Annotated in this window: 13 protein-coding genes; 11 read left to right on the top strand and 2 right to left on the bottom strand. The window is 44.6% G+C overall.

Features of this window, described 5'->3' with window-relative positions:
* The first annotated feature begins 278 nt into the window (after window positions 1–278).
* Window positions 279–1856 (top strand): PAS domain-containing protein, encoded by a 1578-nt coding sequence (locus C7B77_RS09140; RefSeq protein WP_181243777.1) that lies wholly within the window; start codon window positions 279–281, stop codon window positions 1854–1856.
* 54 nt (window positions 1857–1910) lie between these two features.
* Here C7B77_RS09140 and surE read toward each other — a convergent pair whose 3' ends face one another.
* Entirely contained in the window at window positions 1911–2735 is an 825-nt protein-coding gene (gene surE, locus C7B77_RS09145) for a 5'/3'-nucleotidase SurE (protein WP_106303156.1), read from the bottom strand.
* Between the two features lie 172 nt (window positions 2736–2907).
* Between surE and C7B77_RS09150 the strand changes: the two genes are divergently transcribed.
* The 10 genes from C7B77_RS09150 (at window position 2908) to C7B77_RS09195 (ending at window position 14183) form a co-directional block, all read left to right on the top strand.
* The gene (locus C7B77_RS09150) at window positions 2908–3753 is read left to right on the top strand and encodes an ABC transporter permease (protein WP_106303180.1); all 846 of its coding nucleotides are present in this window, start codon (window positions 2908–2910) and stop codon (window positions 3751–3753) included.
* A gap of 51 nt (window positions 3754–3804) precedes the next feature.
* The gene (locus C7B77_RS29805; protein WP_181243778.1) at window positions 3805–5166 is read left to right on the top strand and encodes an ABC transporter ATP-binding protein; all 1362 of its coding nucleotides are present in this window, start codon (window positions 3805–3807) and stop codon (window positions 5164–5166) included.
* A 211-nt stretch (window positions 5167–5377) separates the two neighbouring features.
* Window positions 5378–6139: an N-acetyltransferase gene (locus tag C7B77_RS09160; RefSeq protein ID WP_106303159.1), complete on the top strand. Its 762-nt coding sequence runs from the start codon at window positions 5378–5380 to the stop codon at window positions 6137–6139.
* Between the two features lie 178 nt (window positions 6140–6317).
* On the top strand, window positions 6318–6734 hold the full coding sequence (locus tag C7B77_RS09165) for a sugar 3,4-ketoisomerase (protein WP_106303162.1): 417 nt from the start codon (window positions 6318–6320) through the stop codon (window positions 6732–6734).
* Window positions 6734–7834, top strand: coding sequence for a DegT/DnrJ/EryC1/StrS family aminotransferase (locus C7B77_RS09170; protein ID WP_106303165.1), 1101 nt, complete (start codon window positions 6734–6736; stop codon window positions 7832–7834). The genes C7B77_RS09165 and C7B77_RS09170 overlap by 1 nt, the downstream gene beginning before the upstream one ends.
* On the top strand, window positions 7835–9004 hold the full coding sequence (locus C7B77_RS09175) for a glycosyltransferase family 2 protein (RefSeq protein ID WP_106303168.1): 1170 nt from the start codon (window positions 7835–7837) through the stop codon (window positions 9002–9004). It abuts the gene before it with no gap.
* 123 nt (window positions 9005–9127) lie between these two features.
* Window positions 9128–10303 (top strand): glycosyltransferase family protein, encoded by a 1176-nt coding sequence (locus C7B77_RS09180; protein WP_106303171.1) that lies wholly within the window; start codon window positions 9128–9130, stop codon window positions 10301–10303.
* A gap of 203 nt (window positions 10304–10506) precedes the next feature.
* A complete protein-coding gene (locus C7B77_RS09185) occupies window positions 10507–12006 on the top strand; it encodes a glycosyltransferase (protein WP_106303174.1) in 1500 nt (499 codons plus the stop codon).
* Window positions 12007–12228: 222 nt separating this feature from the next.
* Entirely contained in the window at window positions 12229–13038 is an 810-nt protein-coding gene (locus C7B77_RS09190) for a glycosyltransferase family 2 protein (RefSeq protein ID WP_181243779.1), read from the top strand.
* Window positions 13038–14183 (top strand): glycosyltransferase family 4 protein, encoded by a 1146-nt coding sequence (locus C7B77_RS09195; RefSeq protein ID WP_106303177.1) that lies wholly within the window; start codon window positions 13038–13040, stop codon window positions 14181–14183. Before C7B77_RS09190 ends, C7B77_RS09195 begins: the two co-directional genes overlap by 1 nt.
* 72 nt (window positions 14184–14255) lie before the next feature.
* Here the strand turns inward: C7B77_RS09195 and C7B77_RS09200 are convergent.
* Window positions 14256–15892 (bottom strand): DNA topoisomerase (locus tag C7B77_RS09200; protein WP_245894127.1); only part of this gene is annotated, 1637 nt, incomplete at its 5' end.

Below are 15892 nucleotides of genomic sequence, written 5' to 3' on the forward strand. Positions count from 1 at the left end.
CCCCCCTTATAAGGGGGGGCTTTTTCTTGCTCTCTGCCTTTATAGAATCAATTTGGGATCTTTCGATCGCGTAGCGTCCGCTGTGCGGAATCGAGCGGGAGATCCCAGTCATTGGGTCAACGAAATGGCGATTGCACCAAATCTCATTCCAAAGAAACGTGGCTATAGTCTATGTAATATTCGGGGTGATTCATTTAATCTTGAAGTCATCTTAGAGGATAATAATGTGATTCTAATTACACGATTGTCTGAGAGGTCAAAGCGCGATGCAAAGAGCTATGAGTATTCGTCTGAACCCCTACGTACTTGCGATTACGATGGTTGCTATGGCCACTTTCGTGACTTATTGGCTGTTGCCAATATTCAAGGCTGAAACCCATGTTGTGTTTGATGCAATTGTCGTAGTCGTCGCTTGGTATGGCGGCATGAAGGCGGGGTTATTAACCGTAGCTCTCTCAACCTTTATAAATAGTATTTTTATTTTATCGATTGATTCCCCGCAGGTGCCGATCTCCTCGGATGGCGGAGAACGATGGCACCTGCTCTCATCTACCTTCAGTGCCCTACTGGTTGTATTTCTAACTTCAAAATTGCACGCTGCTCGGCAGCGCGTTGAGCAACTGGGTATTCGGCAAATGCAAGAAAAGGAAAGCCAACTGCACATGGCTGGACAAGCGGCTCAGATGGGCATTTGGGATTGGGATATGGTGAGTGGAGCCATCACTTGGTCTGTGGAACATGCAGCCATCTTTGGGTTGGTACTCGATGAGTTTGATGGCAAATACAGAACCTTTGAGTCCTGTATTCATCCGGACGATCTCGCTGGGCTGGATCGTGCAGTAGATCGGGCAATCCAGCGACGGATGATTTATCAACATGAATACCGAGTTGTTTGGGGGGATGGTAGCATTCACTGGGTCGAAGGGCGAGGGCAAGCCTTGTATGATGCAACTGGGCGACCCATCCGAATGTCTGGGATTGCCCTCAATATCGATCGACGCAAAGAGGCTGAATTGGCACTGCAGCGATACGAACACATCTTTGCAACAACCCCAGATTTGATCGCCTTGGTCGATCCCACCTATACCTATCAAATGGTCAACCAAGCCTATCTGCGGCGGTTTCAAAAGCGACCAGGGGAGATTATTGGGTATCCCATTGCTGAAATTGTGGGCAAAGAGGTGTTTGAAACAGAATGTAAACCACGCCTCGATCGTGCCCTCGCTGGGGAACGGGTACAGTTTGACCTCTGGTACGACTTTCCCATCGCCAAGCAACGCTACCTCAGCATCACCTACACCCCTTACAGAGAAACCGATCGATCGATCGCAGGGGTTATGGTCAGCATTCGTGACATAACTAATCTACAGCAGGCTGAAACAGAGCTGCAACAGCGGGAAGAACATCTACGCCAGATTCTGCAACAAATGCCCGTCATGTTAGATGCGTTTGATGCAGATGGCAATATTATCTGCTGGAATCAAGAGTGTGAAAGGATTACAGGCTTCTCTGCTGAAGAGGTGGTTGGGAATCCAAGCATTATGGAATTGTTTTACCCTGGGGCGGCCTATCGGCAGCAGATGATGGCAGCGTGGGCAGAGCGGGGTAACGATTACCGTAACTGGGAGTGGGACGTTACCTGTAAAGATGGCACGATTTGCACGATTTCTTGGTCGAATCTTTCCGATCGGTTTCCGGTTCCAGGTTGGGCGGCCTGGGGGATTGGTGTAGATGTGACCGAACGCAACCAGAACATCGATGCCCTAAGCAGCCTGAATGCAGACCTAGAAAGCCAGCTTGCCGATTGTAGGGCTAGACTCGCTAAACAATCCCAGCAGCATGAACCACCTGAATAGGACGAGTTGCTCATGCGTGGGGGTTGATTATTACCTATGGTCACGCATTTGGTATTAATTATCAGTTATTGAAGATTCTATTTTCAATCCTTCAACTCCACAATCTTTGAGACCAAAGACACCGTTCGCCGAAGTCATATTAAACTGAAGCGGCACGATCGTAATGTAGTTTTGTTTAATTGCCTGAACATCCGTTTCGATCTCTGGGGGGAGATGGAAATGTTCGGGTTGCTCCAAATCTTGCACGACTTCGCCAGACAACCAATAGTAAGTTTTACCGCGCGGATCTACCCGCTTTTGGAACGTATCGAAATAGCGTCTGAGTCCTTGGCGGGTAATCTTAACACCCGCAATTTCGGCAGCAGGTACGGGGGGGACATTGACGTTTAATAATAAAGATTCTGAGAGGGGTTGGTGTTCTAAATGCGCGATTAAATCTCTGGCAAAATCTGCGGCGGGTTGAAACTCCCGATAACTGAAACTAGTCAGACTCAGGGCAATGCTAGGAATGCCCTCGATCGTGCCTTCCATCGCCGCAGACACCGTTCCTGAGTATAAAACGTCCGTGCCTAAGTTGGCACCGTGATTGATGCCAGAGAGGACGAAATCGGGCAACCTGTCGAGCAATGCGCCTAGTGCCAATTTTACACAATCTGCGGGCGTACCCGAACACGACCAAGCTCTTACGGTATGATGAAAAATCCCCGCAACTTCTTCAGCCCGAATCGGATCGTGGAGTGTTAAACCGTGTCCGGTAGCCGATCGCTCGCGATCGGGACAGACTACAATTACTTCATGTCCGGCGAGGGCGAGGGTGTCTGCTAGTGTCTTGATGCCAAGAGCAAAGATCCCATCATCGTTGCTAATTAATAATCTCATGCGGATCTATGCGAGGTAGCTGTTGATGTCTTTTTAGCACATCTGAGGCCGCGCGTGCTGAATTAATCTCGATATTGACGTTTGACTATCTTCTCTAACTTCAAGTAATATGCTGGGGTCGGTAGATTGGCGTAAAGCCAACACATACTGGAGGTAATCATTGTTAGATTCGATGCGGGGTGTGCTACGTAAAGCGGGAAAATTAGGCCGATTGGTGCCTGCGAGCGATCTCCAGCGGGCGAAATTCGATCTGCTCAGAACGCTAGTTCGGCGAGATTTGGAGGCGCGCTACAAAGGTTCGGTACTGGGCAATCTGTGGCCGTTAGTCAATCAATTATCGCAATTACTAATCTACACTTATGTATTTGCGATCGTGCTCAAAGTTAAGCTCAGTTTGCAGGGCGTGCCCGAAAATAATTTTACATTCGGCTTATGGCTATTTACCGGATTGATTCCGTGGATGTCATTTACAGGCGGCTTAACGCAAGCGGCCATTTCGGTAATCGCTCAACCAAATTTAGTCAAGAAAGTCGTATTTCCACTAGCTTTATTACCGATCGTACCAGTTGTGTCGGCTTTTATTGAAAGTGCTTTTGGACTGATTGCTTTAATTTTCTTTGTAGCTCTGAGCATTCATACTTTACATCCAACTTTAGCATTACTACCGCTGGTGTGGTTGACGCAGTTATTATTAACGACTGGCTTGGGTTATTTGGCCGCAGGTTTGACGGTATTTTTACGCGATATTCCCCAAGTATTAGCGGTGGTTTTAAATATTTGGTTTTATATGACACCGATTATTTATCCAGCTTCGGCAATTCCCGCAGAGTTTCGCGATTGGATCTTTTGGTTGAATCCATTGGCGACAATTTCGGAAGTTTATCGAGATCTAATTTTAGTAGGTGAAGTCAAACATTGGGGCGAATGGGGCGTGGCTGCGGCAATTTCGGCGATCGTATTTGCTGGTGGTTTTGCAGTATATAAGCGGTTACGTCCGGTATTTGCGGATGTCTTGTAAGCTGCAATATTAGCGATCGATATTTATGAAGTGGTGAGGAGTAATAGTAGTATGGGATCGGACATTGCCATTTCCCTTAATAATGTCTCGAAATGCTTTAAGCAATACAAGCAGCCTGTCGATCGACTTAAAGAGATGATTTTTCCAGGTAAATCGTATACCCAGGAATTTTGGGCACTCCGCGATATCTCCTTTGAAATTATGAGGGGAGAAACGATGGGAATTATCGGGCGTAATGGTGCGGGTAAATCGACATTATTACAACTAATCTGCGGTACCTTAACGCCTACTCATGGCGATATTCAAGTCAATGGTAGAGTAGCTGCTTTATTAGAGCTGGGTGCAGGCTTTAATCCAGAATTTACCGGACGCGATAATGTTTATATGAATGGCGCGATCGCGGGGCTTTCTAAAGCAGAAATCGACGATCGATTCGATAATATTGCCGCATTTGCCGACATCAAAGATTTTATCGATCGACCTGTCAAGAATTATTCGAGTGGAATGTATGTCCGCTTGGCATTTGCTGCGGCAATTCATGTCGAGCCAGACATTTTAATTGTTGATGAAGCTTTAGCTGTCGGCGATATGTTTTTTCAGGCAAAATGTATGACACGGATGCGGCAGATGATGGAATCTGGCGTAACGGTATTATTCGTCAGCCACGATACTGGCTCTGTCAAAAGTTTTTGTCAAAGAGGTGTATTTTTAGAAGGTGGCGAACTGAAAAAAATCGGTAAGGCATCAGATGTCGTCGCTAGTTATATCAGCGTCATTCATGGCGATATGAATCAAGATCTAAAACTTCAGTTGCAACAAAATCTTGAAAATAGCCAAGAAAATCTCGATCTTCAGAATGGTAAGTCGGCTAAAAATTCAACTATCGATGCCGAGATTTCGGAAATATTTGTCGATACCACTCAACAAGTAAAACTAGCCGAAGGCTGCCATCGTTATGGCGAAGGTGGTGCCAAAGTCTTAGATATCAAACTCCTAAACAGTCAGCATCAACCTACCGCCGAACTAGAATCGCGAGAAGATTTCATCATTCAAGCTGCAATCTTGTTTGAAAAAGATTTCCCTACCTTTTGTTTTGGTTACTTAATTAGGGATATCAAAGGTATCGATATTATCGGGACTGTGACATCGGTTGAAAAAGTCGATATGCCACCAGCAACGGCAGGACAAGTATACGTCGTCGAAATGCGATCGAAAAATATGCTCAATGTCGGTGTTTATACGCTTACTGTTGCCGTCGAGTTACCAGTAGTGATGAATCAAAATCATATCTTTTTAGATTATATTGACGATGCGATCGTGTTTAAAGTTAATATGGCCGAAGATCCACTCGATCGATTTACTGCGAAAGTTTATGTTCCTGCTGAAATTAAGTGCAAGCATGTAAGTAATTAAATTATATTAGTTGGTGCGTTACTACGATCTGATAATTTTGAACCGCAGAGACGCAGAGAGCGCAGAGAAAGAAGAAGCTACCTAATCTTCTTCTTTTCCTACCTTTGTGTCCTTTGCGTCTCTGCGGTTGAAAAATATTAATTCAGAAGTAACGATTGTTAAAAAAAATATTTAGAATTGCCATAGCCGATCGATCTAATAATATTAACTTATGCAAAATCCTCAAGCAAAACTTAATTATTTCATCCACAAGTCAGCCTGTGTCGAAACAGATAAGATCGGTTCTAATACTCGCATTTCAGCTTTTGTCACAATCGAAGCTGATGTCCAGATTGGGAATGATGTGATTATCCATCCACATGTGACGATCTCATCGGGTGTTACTATCGGCGATGGTGTCGAGATTTTCCCTGGAGCTTATTTAGGGAAAGAGCCAAAAGGTGCGGGAGCAACGGCGAGGAAACCTGAATTCGATCGCATTATCTCGATCGGAGATAATTGCTCGATCGGGCCAAATAGTGTTATTTATTATGACGTAAAAATCGGTAAAAATACTTTAGTTGGGGATAATGCTTCAATTCGAGAAAAAGTGAGGATTGGCGAGTTTTGTATTCTCAGTAGAGGCGTGACGGTTAACTATAATACCCAGATTGGCGATCGGACTAAAATTATGGATCTCACCCATATTACGGGTAATTGTGAGATTGGTAATGATGTATTTATTAGTGTGTTAGTGGCGACTACTAACGATCGGGCGATCGGGAAACTCGAATATAATGAAGACCGCATTCAAGGCCCCAAAATTGAAGATAATGTGGCAATTGGTGCGGGAGCAAATATTCTTCCTGGCGTGCGGATTGGGATGGGATCGATCGTGGCCGCCGCAGCGGTAGTTAGTAAAGATATTCCGGCAGGAAAAATGGTTGCTGGTAATCCCGCGCGGGTCATTAAAAGTGTCAATGAGGTCGACTAAGAATGTGATAATTGTAATGGTTGAAACCGAATCATTACCACTTGCAAACTAATCTTTTGAGGATATTTTTGATAACACTACTCGGCTCTGCTGTAACTTATTATGCGATCGAGAACCCTTTCCGGAAATTTATCGTCAAACTCATATAATCGAAAATATCTACATATTAAATTGACAAATGAGCACGATCGACCGATGTGAAATTATCGATCTACCTAGAATCCAAGATCCGCGCGGCAATCTTACCTTTGTAGAGTCGGGCAAACATATCCCGTTCGATCTGCAAAGAGTGTATTATCTGTATGATGTTCCTGGCGGTGCCGAACGCGGCGGACACGCGCACAAAGAGCTACAGCAGTTGATTATTGCGATTTCGGGTAGCTTTGATGTTATTTTGGACGATGGCTGCGCTACCAAGCGTTTTCATCTCAACCGCTCTTACTATGGATTGTATGTCTGTCCGATGGTGTGGCGGGAACTAGATAACTTCTCTTCGGGATCTGTGTGCATGGTGCTAGCTTCGATCTTTTACGACGAATCCGATTATTACCGCGATTATGATGAGTTTTTGGCAGCCGTGCGGAGCAAAGCTTGATGAAAGTACCTTTTCTAGATTTTCAGGCTCCTTATCTGGAATTAAAGGCGGAGCTAGATGACGCATATGCGCGGGTGATGGCATCTGGCTGGTATATTCTGGGTGAGGAAGTTGCCGCATTTGAAGCGGAGTTTGCCGCTTATTGCCAAACTCAGTACTGCATTGGCGTCGGGAATGGCTTGGAGGCTTTGCACCTAATTTTGCGTGCGATGGACATTGGTGCTGGCGATGAAGTCATCGTCCCCGCAAATACTTATATTGCCAGTTGGCTGGCAGTGTCGCAGGTGGGAGCGACTCCCGTAGCTGTCGAACCAGACGAGCGTACCTATAATATCGATCCGTCGCTCATCGAAGCTGCCATCACCGCGCGCACGAAGGCGATTATGGCGGTGCATTTGTACGGTCAGCCTGCGGATATGGATGCGATTAATGAGATTGCCAAACGACACAATCTGCAAGTTATTGAAGATGCCGCACAAAGTCATGGTGCTAGGTACAAACAACGTCGCACTGGCGGTTTGGGTAATGCGGCGGGGTTTAGTTTCTACCCTAGCAAAAATCTCGGCGCGATCGGCGATGCTGGCGCGGTAACGACGAATGATGCCGAGTTGGCAGATCGGATTCGCTTGCTCCGCAACTATGGCTCTCGCATCAAGTACGAAAATGAAATTGCGGGATATAACAGCCGCTTGGATGAATTGCAGGCGGCATTCTTGCGCGTCAAGCTTGCTAAACTCGATGAGTGGAACGCTCGCCGCGTCAGCGTTGCCGATCGATATCTAGCCGCTCTTGGCAAAAATCCCCAGTTAACTTTGCCTGTCGTCCCCGCTTGGGCCGATCCGGTATGGCATTTATTTGTAGTGCGTCACCCCAATCGGTATAATTTAGAGCAACATCTGCGCCAAAATGGGGTAGCAACTCTGATTCATTACCCTACACCACCCCATTTGTCAGCAGCGTATCGCCAAGCGGGAACGCCTCAAGGGAGCTTGCCGATTACCGAGCGGATTAGCAACCAAATTATCAGCTTGCCGATGGGATCGCATCTGAGCGATCTGCAACTCGACATCGCGATCGCCACGTTATTGGAGGATATCTAAGTGAGACAAACCCCTTCAATTAGCGTCGTTACGCTCGCCTATCAGCATGAGAAATATATTGCTGAAGCCATTCAGAGCATTTTAGATCAAACCTTTACCGATTTTGAATTGATCGTCGTTAATGATGGCTCGACAGATCGCACCGATGAAATTATTCGCAGCTTCCAAGACGATCGAATTATCTATATATATCAGGAAAATCAAGGGCCGAGTGCGGCTGCAAATAACGGCATCTTAGCATCGTCGGCTAAATATATCGCGCTGATGTCTGGTGATGATGTGTGTTATCCTCAACGATTGGCGGTTGAATATCAGCACTTACATGATTCTGGCAATCGAGTAGTGTTTTCGTGGGTGGATTTTATCGACGACGATAGTCAGCCGTTTGTTGGCGAGCACTTCGCGCAAGATTTTTTCAATCATCCGCAGCGCAGCCGCGCTGAAATGTTCAATTGGTTTTTTATGAAGGGTAACTATTTATGTGCAGTTACTGCCTTAGTAGAAAAGGAAATATTAGTCGAATGCGGCTTATTTAATCCGGTATTAATTCAGCAACAAGATTTTGAAATGTGGGTGGAAATCGTTAAGAAGCACGATATATCTTTATTAGAGGATAAATTAGTTAAATATCGCGTGCGATCGGGCGACAACAACTTAAGTAGCGATCCGACTAATTCAGTACGATCGATTTTTGAAGGCTACCAACTCTATCGTAAAATTCTCAACAATACCCCGATCGAGCTATTTAGGGCGAGTTTTCCAGAGGCAAGCGATCGACAGGAACTAACTGAAGGCGATAGTTACGAACTAGCTAAAGCTTTTATCTATTTAAATCACGATCTTACGCTACTTAGGCATATCGGTATCGAAAAATTGTTCGATCTGCTCCAATCCGAACGAACTTTACGGTTTGCCAAAGCTAAATATAATTTCGGTCTGCCAGAATTATACGCACTAACTAAAGATGCCGATCTGACTAATAGTAGACTTCAAGTCGAATTAGCTCGATCGCAATTGCAACTCCAACAGGCTCAATCTGAATTAACTCAAGCTCAAGCTAGTTTGCGAGAATATGCCGATAAAATTAGAGCAATGGAGCTAGAGGGAATATGGATGTTGAAACTACTCAGATCGCTATTAAAGAAATTAATTGGAGGTCTATTTAGGTGAGAATATTAACTTATATTGTTCCACGCAAAAGAGTTAAAATGATACTTCTCTGAGTTGAAGAGTATGCTATTTTTAGATTTAAATATTGAATTTTCATAAGAACGACTAACTATTAATAAGCTAATGGCATCAATACATTTATTTACGAGCATTACCGCAAACTATATTCCTAAGGCAAGAGTGCTTGCCAAGTCTTTGAAAAAGTTTCATCCAGACTATCAATTTCATATCGTTCTTTCCGATCGAGTACCGAGTTGGCTCGATCTGGATAACGAACCTTTCGATACCGTTATTACCATCGAGGAATTGTCGATTCCCAATCTCAAGAGTTGGATCTTTAAACATACCCTCGTCGAGATGTGTACGGGGGTTAAAGGATTTGCTTTTCAAGAGATTGTCAGACGCTATCAACCCGATTATGTATTCTTTTTCGATCCGGATATCGTCATTCTTTCCCCGATCGATTCATTAATAGATAAGTTAAACAAAAATAGTATTTTACTAACACCCCATCAAACCGAACCGGAACAACTCGATCGCGCGATCGTCGATAATGAGATTTGCAGTCTCAAGCATGGTGTCTTCAATCTCGGATTTCTAGGAATTCGTCCCACTCCTGGCTCGGAAGGGTTGAAATTTATCGACTGGTGGGCAGCGAGACTCCAAAACTATTGCTATGATGATAAGCTAAATGGATTATTTACCGATCAAAGATGGGTCGATCTAGCTCCAGCCTTTTTTAGCGATTTGTGCATTACTCGCGAGCCGATTTATAATGTCGCCACTTGGAATCTCACCCATCGAGTTGCAACGGGAAGTATCGAAAAAGGCATTCAGATTAACGGACAGCCAATTTGTTTTTATCACTTCTCTGGTTTCGATAGTGGCGATCAAGAAGTCATGCTCAAACAATATGGCAAACAGAGTCCCGTTTTATTTGAATTAAGAGATTGGTATATCGAGCAATGCCAACTCGCCGAACAAGAAAAGTTGGGACAAATAGATTGCGCGTATCGATGTTTTGATAATGGCGAAGTAATTACCAAATTACAGAGAATTGTCTATCGCTCTCGCGTCGATTTGCAACAAGCATTCCCCGATCCATTTGCGACTACAGATGTAGATAAATCTTATCTAGCATGGTGTCAGCATACCGGAACTTCAGATGCGATCGAATTTAGCGCGGAATCTCCCGAAGCTATGCGATCGGAATTAGTGCGACTCCAAACAGAATTGAGTTCGATTAAATCATCGCGATCGTGGCGGTTTGTCAGAAAATTATTGGGTAAGTCAGTATAAATATTAATATCGATTTCATCTAATTTAGAGCGGTGTTGAAGATAAATGTCGCATAAATATTAGTGATATTTAGACGATCGATTTACAGGTAATGGCTAGTTTGGGTATCTATTTAGCACGATCGATATAAAGATTAAGCGCGATTCGATCCTCGCGATCGTAATTTCGGAATATTAACAAAATTCTTAGGGGTGTAAAAATAAATGACCATCAATTTACATGTGATGCACAGTTGGGGTGGAGGACTGGAGCGATGGGTAAAAGAGTACGCACAATCCGATAGTCGCGATACTAATTTCGTACTCAAATCGATCGGCGAGCATGGTACGCCAGCCAAACAAATCCATTTATATCGCAATATTGAAGATCGGATTCCATTGCGGATGTGGCAGCTAGACAAGCCAATTGTCGCTACCTCAGCCATGCACTTAGAATATCGTTATATCTTACAAGAAATTATTGATGTATTTAAGATCGATTGTATATTAATCTCCTCGTTTATCGGACATGCCTTCGAGCTATTACAAACCGATCGCCGCACGGTCATTATTTGTCATGATTTTTATCCATTCTGTCCGGTAATTGTTGCTTATTTTAAAGGTAATTGTGAAGAATGTAACTTTAGTCATCTGAAGACTTGCTATGCCGAAAATCCCGTCAGGTTTTTCCCTTTTACTTCCGCGATCGAATGGATGGAAATTCGCGATACCTTCGTGCGCGCGCTCAGAAGTAAATATATTCCGCTGATTATACCATCGCCGTTTATCAAAGAGCGATTGGTATCATTAGAACCGAAACTAGCGGATGTACCGATGCTGGTAATCTCACATGGTATTTCCCCATTAGCATCGGTAGAAGCATTAACTACCGAGCTACAGGCTCCGCCGAAAAACAGGCCGCGAATTATGATTCTAGGCGAACTATCTACCCATAAGGGATTAGAATTATTCGGTCAAATTTGCGATCGCTTGTGTGAAGTTGCCGATGTATATTTGGTTGGTTGTGGCGATGATGGCTTTGTATTTAAACGCAAGCCTCAGGTAACGATTATCGCCCGATATAAACGTGAAGAATTAGCAACAATAGTTGACAAATTAGATATAGATCTGGGATTGCTGCTGTCAGTATGGACTGAAACTTTTAGCTTCACATTAAGCGAACTCATGTCGATGGGTATTCCAACATTGGCAACTAAAATTGGTAGCTTTGCCGATCGAATTGAAGATGGCGTTAATGGATTTTTAGTACCACCAGATCCAGAAAAGATCGTGTTCAAAGTTAACGATCTCCTCGACGATCCCAAAACTTTGCAAGAAATTCGCGATCGACTATCATCTTTTCAGCACAAAAGCGTCGAGCAGATGGTAATTGAATATCAAGAGCGATTGGGTAATGAAGCATTCGATTCGCACAAAACAGCGACACTGACGCCAGCCAAAACTTTACCTCAAGACTTAGATCTCGAGCAGCTTCAATTACAAATTGCCCTTCAGCAACACGAGTTAGCAGATTTACGCCTATCTCATGCCAAGCTAGCAAATCAATTAGAGTACAAGGAATTTTACCCGAATTGGAAGATTTCCAAAAACATGCGCGTCCCACTTTCCAAACGGTTTGCGATGTTTAAATATGTCAAGCGGCTTTTTCCAGGGGTATGGCAATATCTCCGCAACTTAGCGATTAATTTCAAAGTTCTTTATTAAGATAATAAGGGACTTGCAAATTAATAAACTACCATCAATTACTAGCTTGGTGCGTCACCCTACGGGATAACACACCCTACAATAATTTTGGGGTCTTATTTTCTTAATACTCCCTAAGCTATCAGATAGTCCACTATCCACTATCCACTATCCACTATCCACTATCCACTATCCACTATCCACTATCCACTATCCACTATCCACTATTCCCGATCGCCAGATGTGAATATATCAATTATTTTAGTTAATTATAATGGTGCTGAATTTTTAGCAGAATGTCTAAATTCGCTAGCTAAATTTATTAACGCCGACTGTGAAGTCATCATTGTGGATAACTCTTCGGCAGATAATAGTGTCGAAATCGTTCGCACTCGATTTCCTTGGGTGCAACTGATTTGCAGCGAAGTTAATTTAGGATTTGGTAAGGCAAATAACTTGGCTGTGGAGCAATCTCAAGGTAAATACCTGCTGTTTTTAAATACCGATACGCTCCTCACCGAGCATACACCGCAGATTTTAGCAGATTATCTCGATCGTGAGCCAGATGTAGCCGCCATTGGCACGCGGATTACGTTTCAAGATGGTAGCTATCAACTGTCATCGGGAATGTTACCAAATTTAGCTATTGAGTTTATCGATAAGATCCGCTATGGATTGGATCGGCAATGGCACAACCGAGTTGCAAACATCTATAATAAACAATATTCGACAATCCGAGAAGTCGGCTGGGTAACGGGTGCTTGTTTGACAATCCGGAGAGATATATATCAAAAATTGGGCGGCTTCGATCCAAAATTTTTTATGTACTTTGAAGATAAAGATCTGTGCAAACGCATTCGCGACTTAGGCTTCAAGGTTATTTATTATCCCGATACTAGTATCATTCATCTTTTAGGCGGTAGCTCTAAAAATGTTACAAAAAATGTCGATCACTACTATCGAGATAGCCAACGGTATTATTATCAAAAACATCTGAATGGAATTCAGCTAAAAATCTTGAAATTGTATTTAAGATTGTCCGGGAAAATCTGATGTCAAAATTGCGAGTCCTATTGACGATCGATGAGGCGAGTTTGGGCGGCGGCCAAATGCACGTATTACTCCTGACGAAGTATTTAGATCGGGAAAACTTTGAGGTGGAGATTGCCACAGAGCAAACAGGATGGCTGGTTGATGAAGTCCGCAAACTGGGGACGATCGTCCATCCAATTAGTATTGCCAACAAATTAAGCTGGAAATCTTATCAAAGTATCCGCCAATTATTCTCGTCCCATAAATTTGATATCGTCCATACTCATGGGGGGACAGCAGGATTTTGGATGCGATTAGTCTCGATCGGATTAACAGATCGACCGATGATGTTGCATACTTATCACGGATTGCACTATCTCCATATTTTACCGGGCACGATTGGGTTTATTTTTCAACTCATCAAAAGAGTAATTTTTAGACTAATCGATCGATTTTTACTGAAGTATACAGATCGGATAATTTGTGTTTGTCAATCGGATTACGATCGAGCGGTAGCTGTAAAAGTTGCCCACCCCACAAATACATCGATCGTCTATAATGGCATCGAAATCGAACGCTTTGCGACCCCGCTCGATCGAGATATCGCTCGACGTCGATTTGGGTTTGGTGCGAGTGAGTTTATCTTTGGCAATGTCGGTAGACTCCATACTCAAAAAGGTCACGAATATTTGTTACGAGCTTTTGCTAAGTTAAATAATTCCGCACGGTTGGCGATCGTCGGCGATGGCGAATTACGCTATGAATCGATCGGACTTGCCGATGAATTAAAAATTGAGCGGCGGGTGATGTTTTTGGGCGCGCGTAGCGATATCTATGAATTCTTGTCGGCGATCGATGTATTCGTGCTGCCATCATTATGGGAAGGTCAACCGATCGCCTTATTAGAGGCACTAGCGATCGGCAAACCATGTATTGCCTCGGCTGTCGATGGCATTCCCGAAATTATTACCAATGGCGTGAATGGGTATTTAGTCCCCCCTAGAAATATCGAAGCACTCACCCAGGCGATGGATCGCGCGATCGATCGTCCCCAGCCGCTGACGCCGTTTTTTGGCTCTAGCGATTGTGGATCTGCTCGTTTTGTGGCACAACAGATGGCGACAGAGATTGGCAACCTCTACCGAGTGGGAAGAAAATCGGCATGAGCTGTCTCTAGGCAAACCCGCTAACTGCTGCGAGCGATTAGCGGGCTGTTTGGATCGAACTTGAGATCGAGCTTAACTGGTTTTCGATTTGGTGGTAGTTTTTCTAGCTGTGGTAGTAGTTTTAGCTGTAGTAGTTTTCTTCGCGGTAGTAGTTTTGGCTTTAGTTGCCGTCGCTTTCTTGGCTGTGGTAGTTTTTTTTGCAGTTGTTTTCTTCACCGCTCCTCCTTTGGCTACTAACAAACTCAGCGCGGTTTCCAGACTGATGCCTTCGACGGTTTCGCCTTCGGGTACGCCAGCATTAGTTTTACCGTGCTTGATATAGTTACCATAAGGGCCAGCAAAAATCGCGATCGGTTCGTTATCGTCGGGATGATTGCCCAGCGTGCGCAAGGGTTCTTTTTTACCACGGGCACCGCGCACGGCTTTGGGTTCGGCGAGGATGGCTACCGCCCGCTCTAATGTGACAGTGTAGACATCATCGGGAGCTTTAAGCGATCGATATTCCTTATCTCCTTTCCCCCGATCGTACAAGATATACGGCCCAAATCTGCCGACATTGGTTTGCAGTTTACCACCAGTTTCGGGATGTACGCCCAAGCTGCGGGGGAGTTTGAGTAGTTCTACGGCGATTTCCAGAGTGACATCGGCGGGATTCATCTCTTTGGGGATGGATGAGATTCTGGGTTTGATCTTTGGATCTTCACCTTGGTCTCCCAATTGCACGTAAGGGCCGTATCGACCCTCTTTTGCATAAATCGGTTCGCCAGTTTCGGGGTGATGTCCGAGGATATCGGGAGTGCTCTTCTTCTTCTCGATCAGCATCTCGACCGTTTCGGGAGCTAAATCGGCAGGCGTCAGACCTTCGGGAATTGAAGCATTACCGAATTCGGATTCGATATATGGGCCAAATTTACCGATCCGGATTTTAGCTTCGATATCGTCGAACTCGATCGTCCGCGCGACCTTGCCATCGATGTTATCGAACCCTTGTTTGACCAGATTATCCAGTCCGGTATCGCCGAAATAGAATTTTTCTAAGTAGGGGAGCCATTGCGTCGCGCCAGTAGAGATATCATCGAGCGATTGCTCCATCCGGGCGGTAAAGTGCGGATCGACGAGATCTTGGAAATGTTTTTCGAGTAAAGCCGTGACCGCAAAAGCGGTAAAAGTCGGCACCAGGGCGTTGCTTTGCAGTTGAGCGTACCCCCGATCGATAATGGTACTGATGATGCTGGCATAAGTACTAGGGCGACCGATCCCTTCACTTTCGAGCATCTTCACCAGGGATGCTTCGGTATAGCGGGCTGGCGGTTGCGTAAAGTGGTCGAGTGCATCGAGTTTTTTGCAGTCGGGATGGTCTCCCTTGACTAAGGCGGGGAGAATAATTTCTTGGTCTTCGATCGCGGCATTAGGATCGTCAGAGCCTTCGACATACGCTCTCAGGTAGCCAGGGAAATCGATCCGCTTACCAGAGGATCTAAATCCAGCGTTTTCGACCTGTAAATCGACACTGAGCTGAGTTTGCCGCGCATCGGCCATTTGCGAGGCTACCGTCCGTTTCCAGATCAAATCGTAAAGTTTCAATTTCTCGTCACTGAGTCCGGTGGCTCTGGGAGTGCGAAAGCTGCTCCCAGCCGGACGGATGGCTTCGTGTGCTTCTTGAGCACCTTTAGCTTTAGTACTGTATTGGCGGGGTTTTGGGCTGAGAT

The organism is Chamaesiphon polymorphus CCALA 037, from assembly GCF_003003845.1.
Lineage (GTDB): Bacteria > Cyanobacteriota > Cyanobacteriia > Cyanobacteriales > Chamaesiphonaceae > Chamaesiphon > Chamaesiphon polymorphus.

Excerpts from the sequence above, each read along its gene's own strand:
- C7B77_RS09140 (WP_181243777.1), top strand. The coding sequence starts at position 279 with ATGAGTATTCGTCTGAACCCCTACGTACTTGCGATTACGATGGTTGCT.
- surE (WP_106303156.1), bottom strand. The coding sequence starts at position 2,735 with ATGAGATTATTAATTAGCAACGATGATGGGATCTTTGCTCTTGGCATC.
- C7B77_RS09150 (WP_106303180.1), top strand. The coding sequence starts at position 2,908 with ATGCGGGGTGTGCTACGTAAAGCGGGAAAATTAGGCCGATTGGTGCCT.
- C7B77_RS29805 (WP_181243778.1), top strand. The coding sequence starts at position 3,805 with ATGGGATCGGACATTGCCATTTCCCTTAATAATGTCTCGAAATGCTTT.
- C7B77_RS09160 (WP_106303159.1), top strand. The coding sequence starts at position 5,378 with ATGCAAAATCCTCAAGCAAAACTTAATTATTTCATCCACAAGTCAGCC.
- C7B77_RS09165 (WP_106303162.1), top strand. The coding sequence starts at position 6,318 with ATGAGCACGATCGACCGATGTGAAATTATCGATCTACCTAGAATCCAA.
- C7B77_RS09170 (WP_106303165.1), top strand. The coding sequence starts at position 6,734 with ATGAAAGTACCTTTTCTAGATTTTCAGGCTCCTTATCTGGAATTAAAG.
- C7B77_RS09180 (WP_106303171.1), top strand. The coding sequence starts at position 9,128 with ATGGCATCAATACATTTATTTACGAGCATTACCGCAAACTATATTCCT.
- C7B77_RS09185 (WP_106303174.1), top strand. The coding sequence starts at position 10,507 with ATGACCATCAATTTACATGTGATGCACAGTTGGGGTGGAGGACTGGAG.
- C7B77_RS09195 (WP_106303177.1), top strand. The coding sequence starts at position 13,038 with ATGTCAAAATTGCGAGTCCTATTGACGATCGATGAGGCGAGTTTGGGC.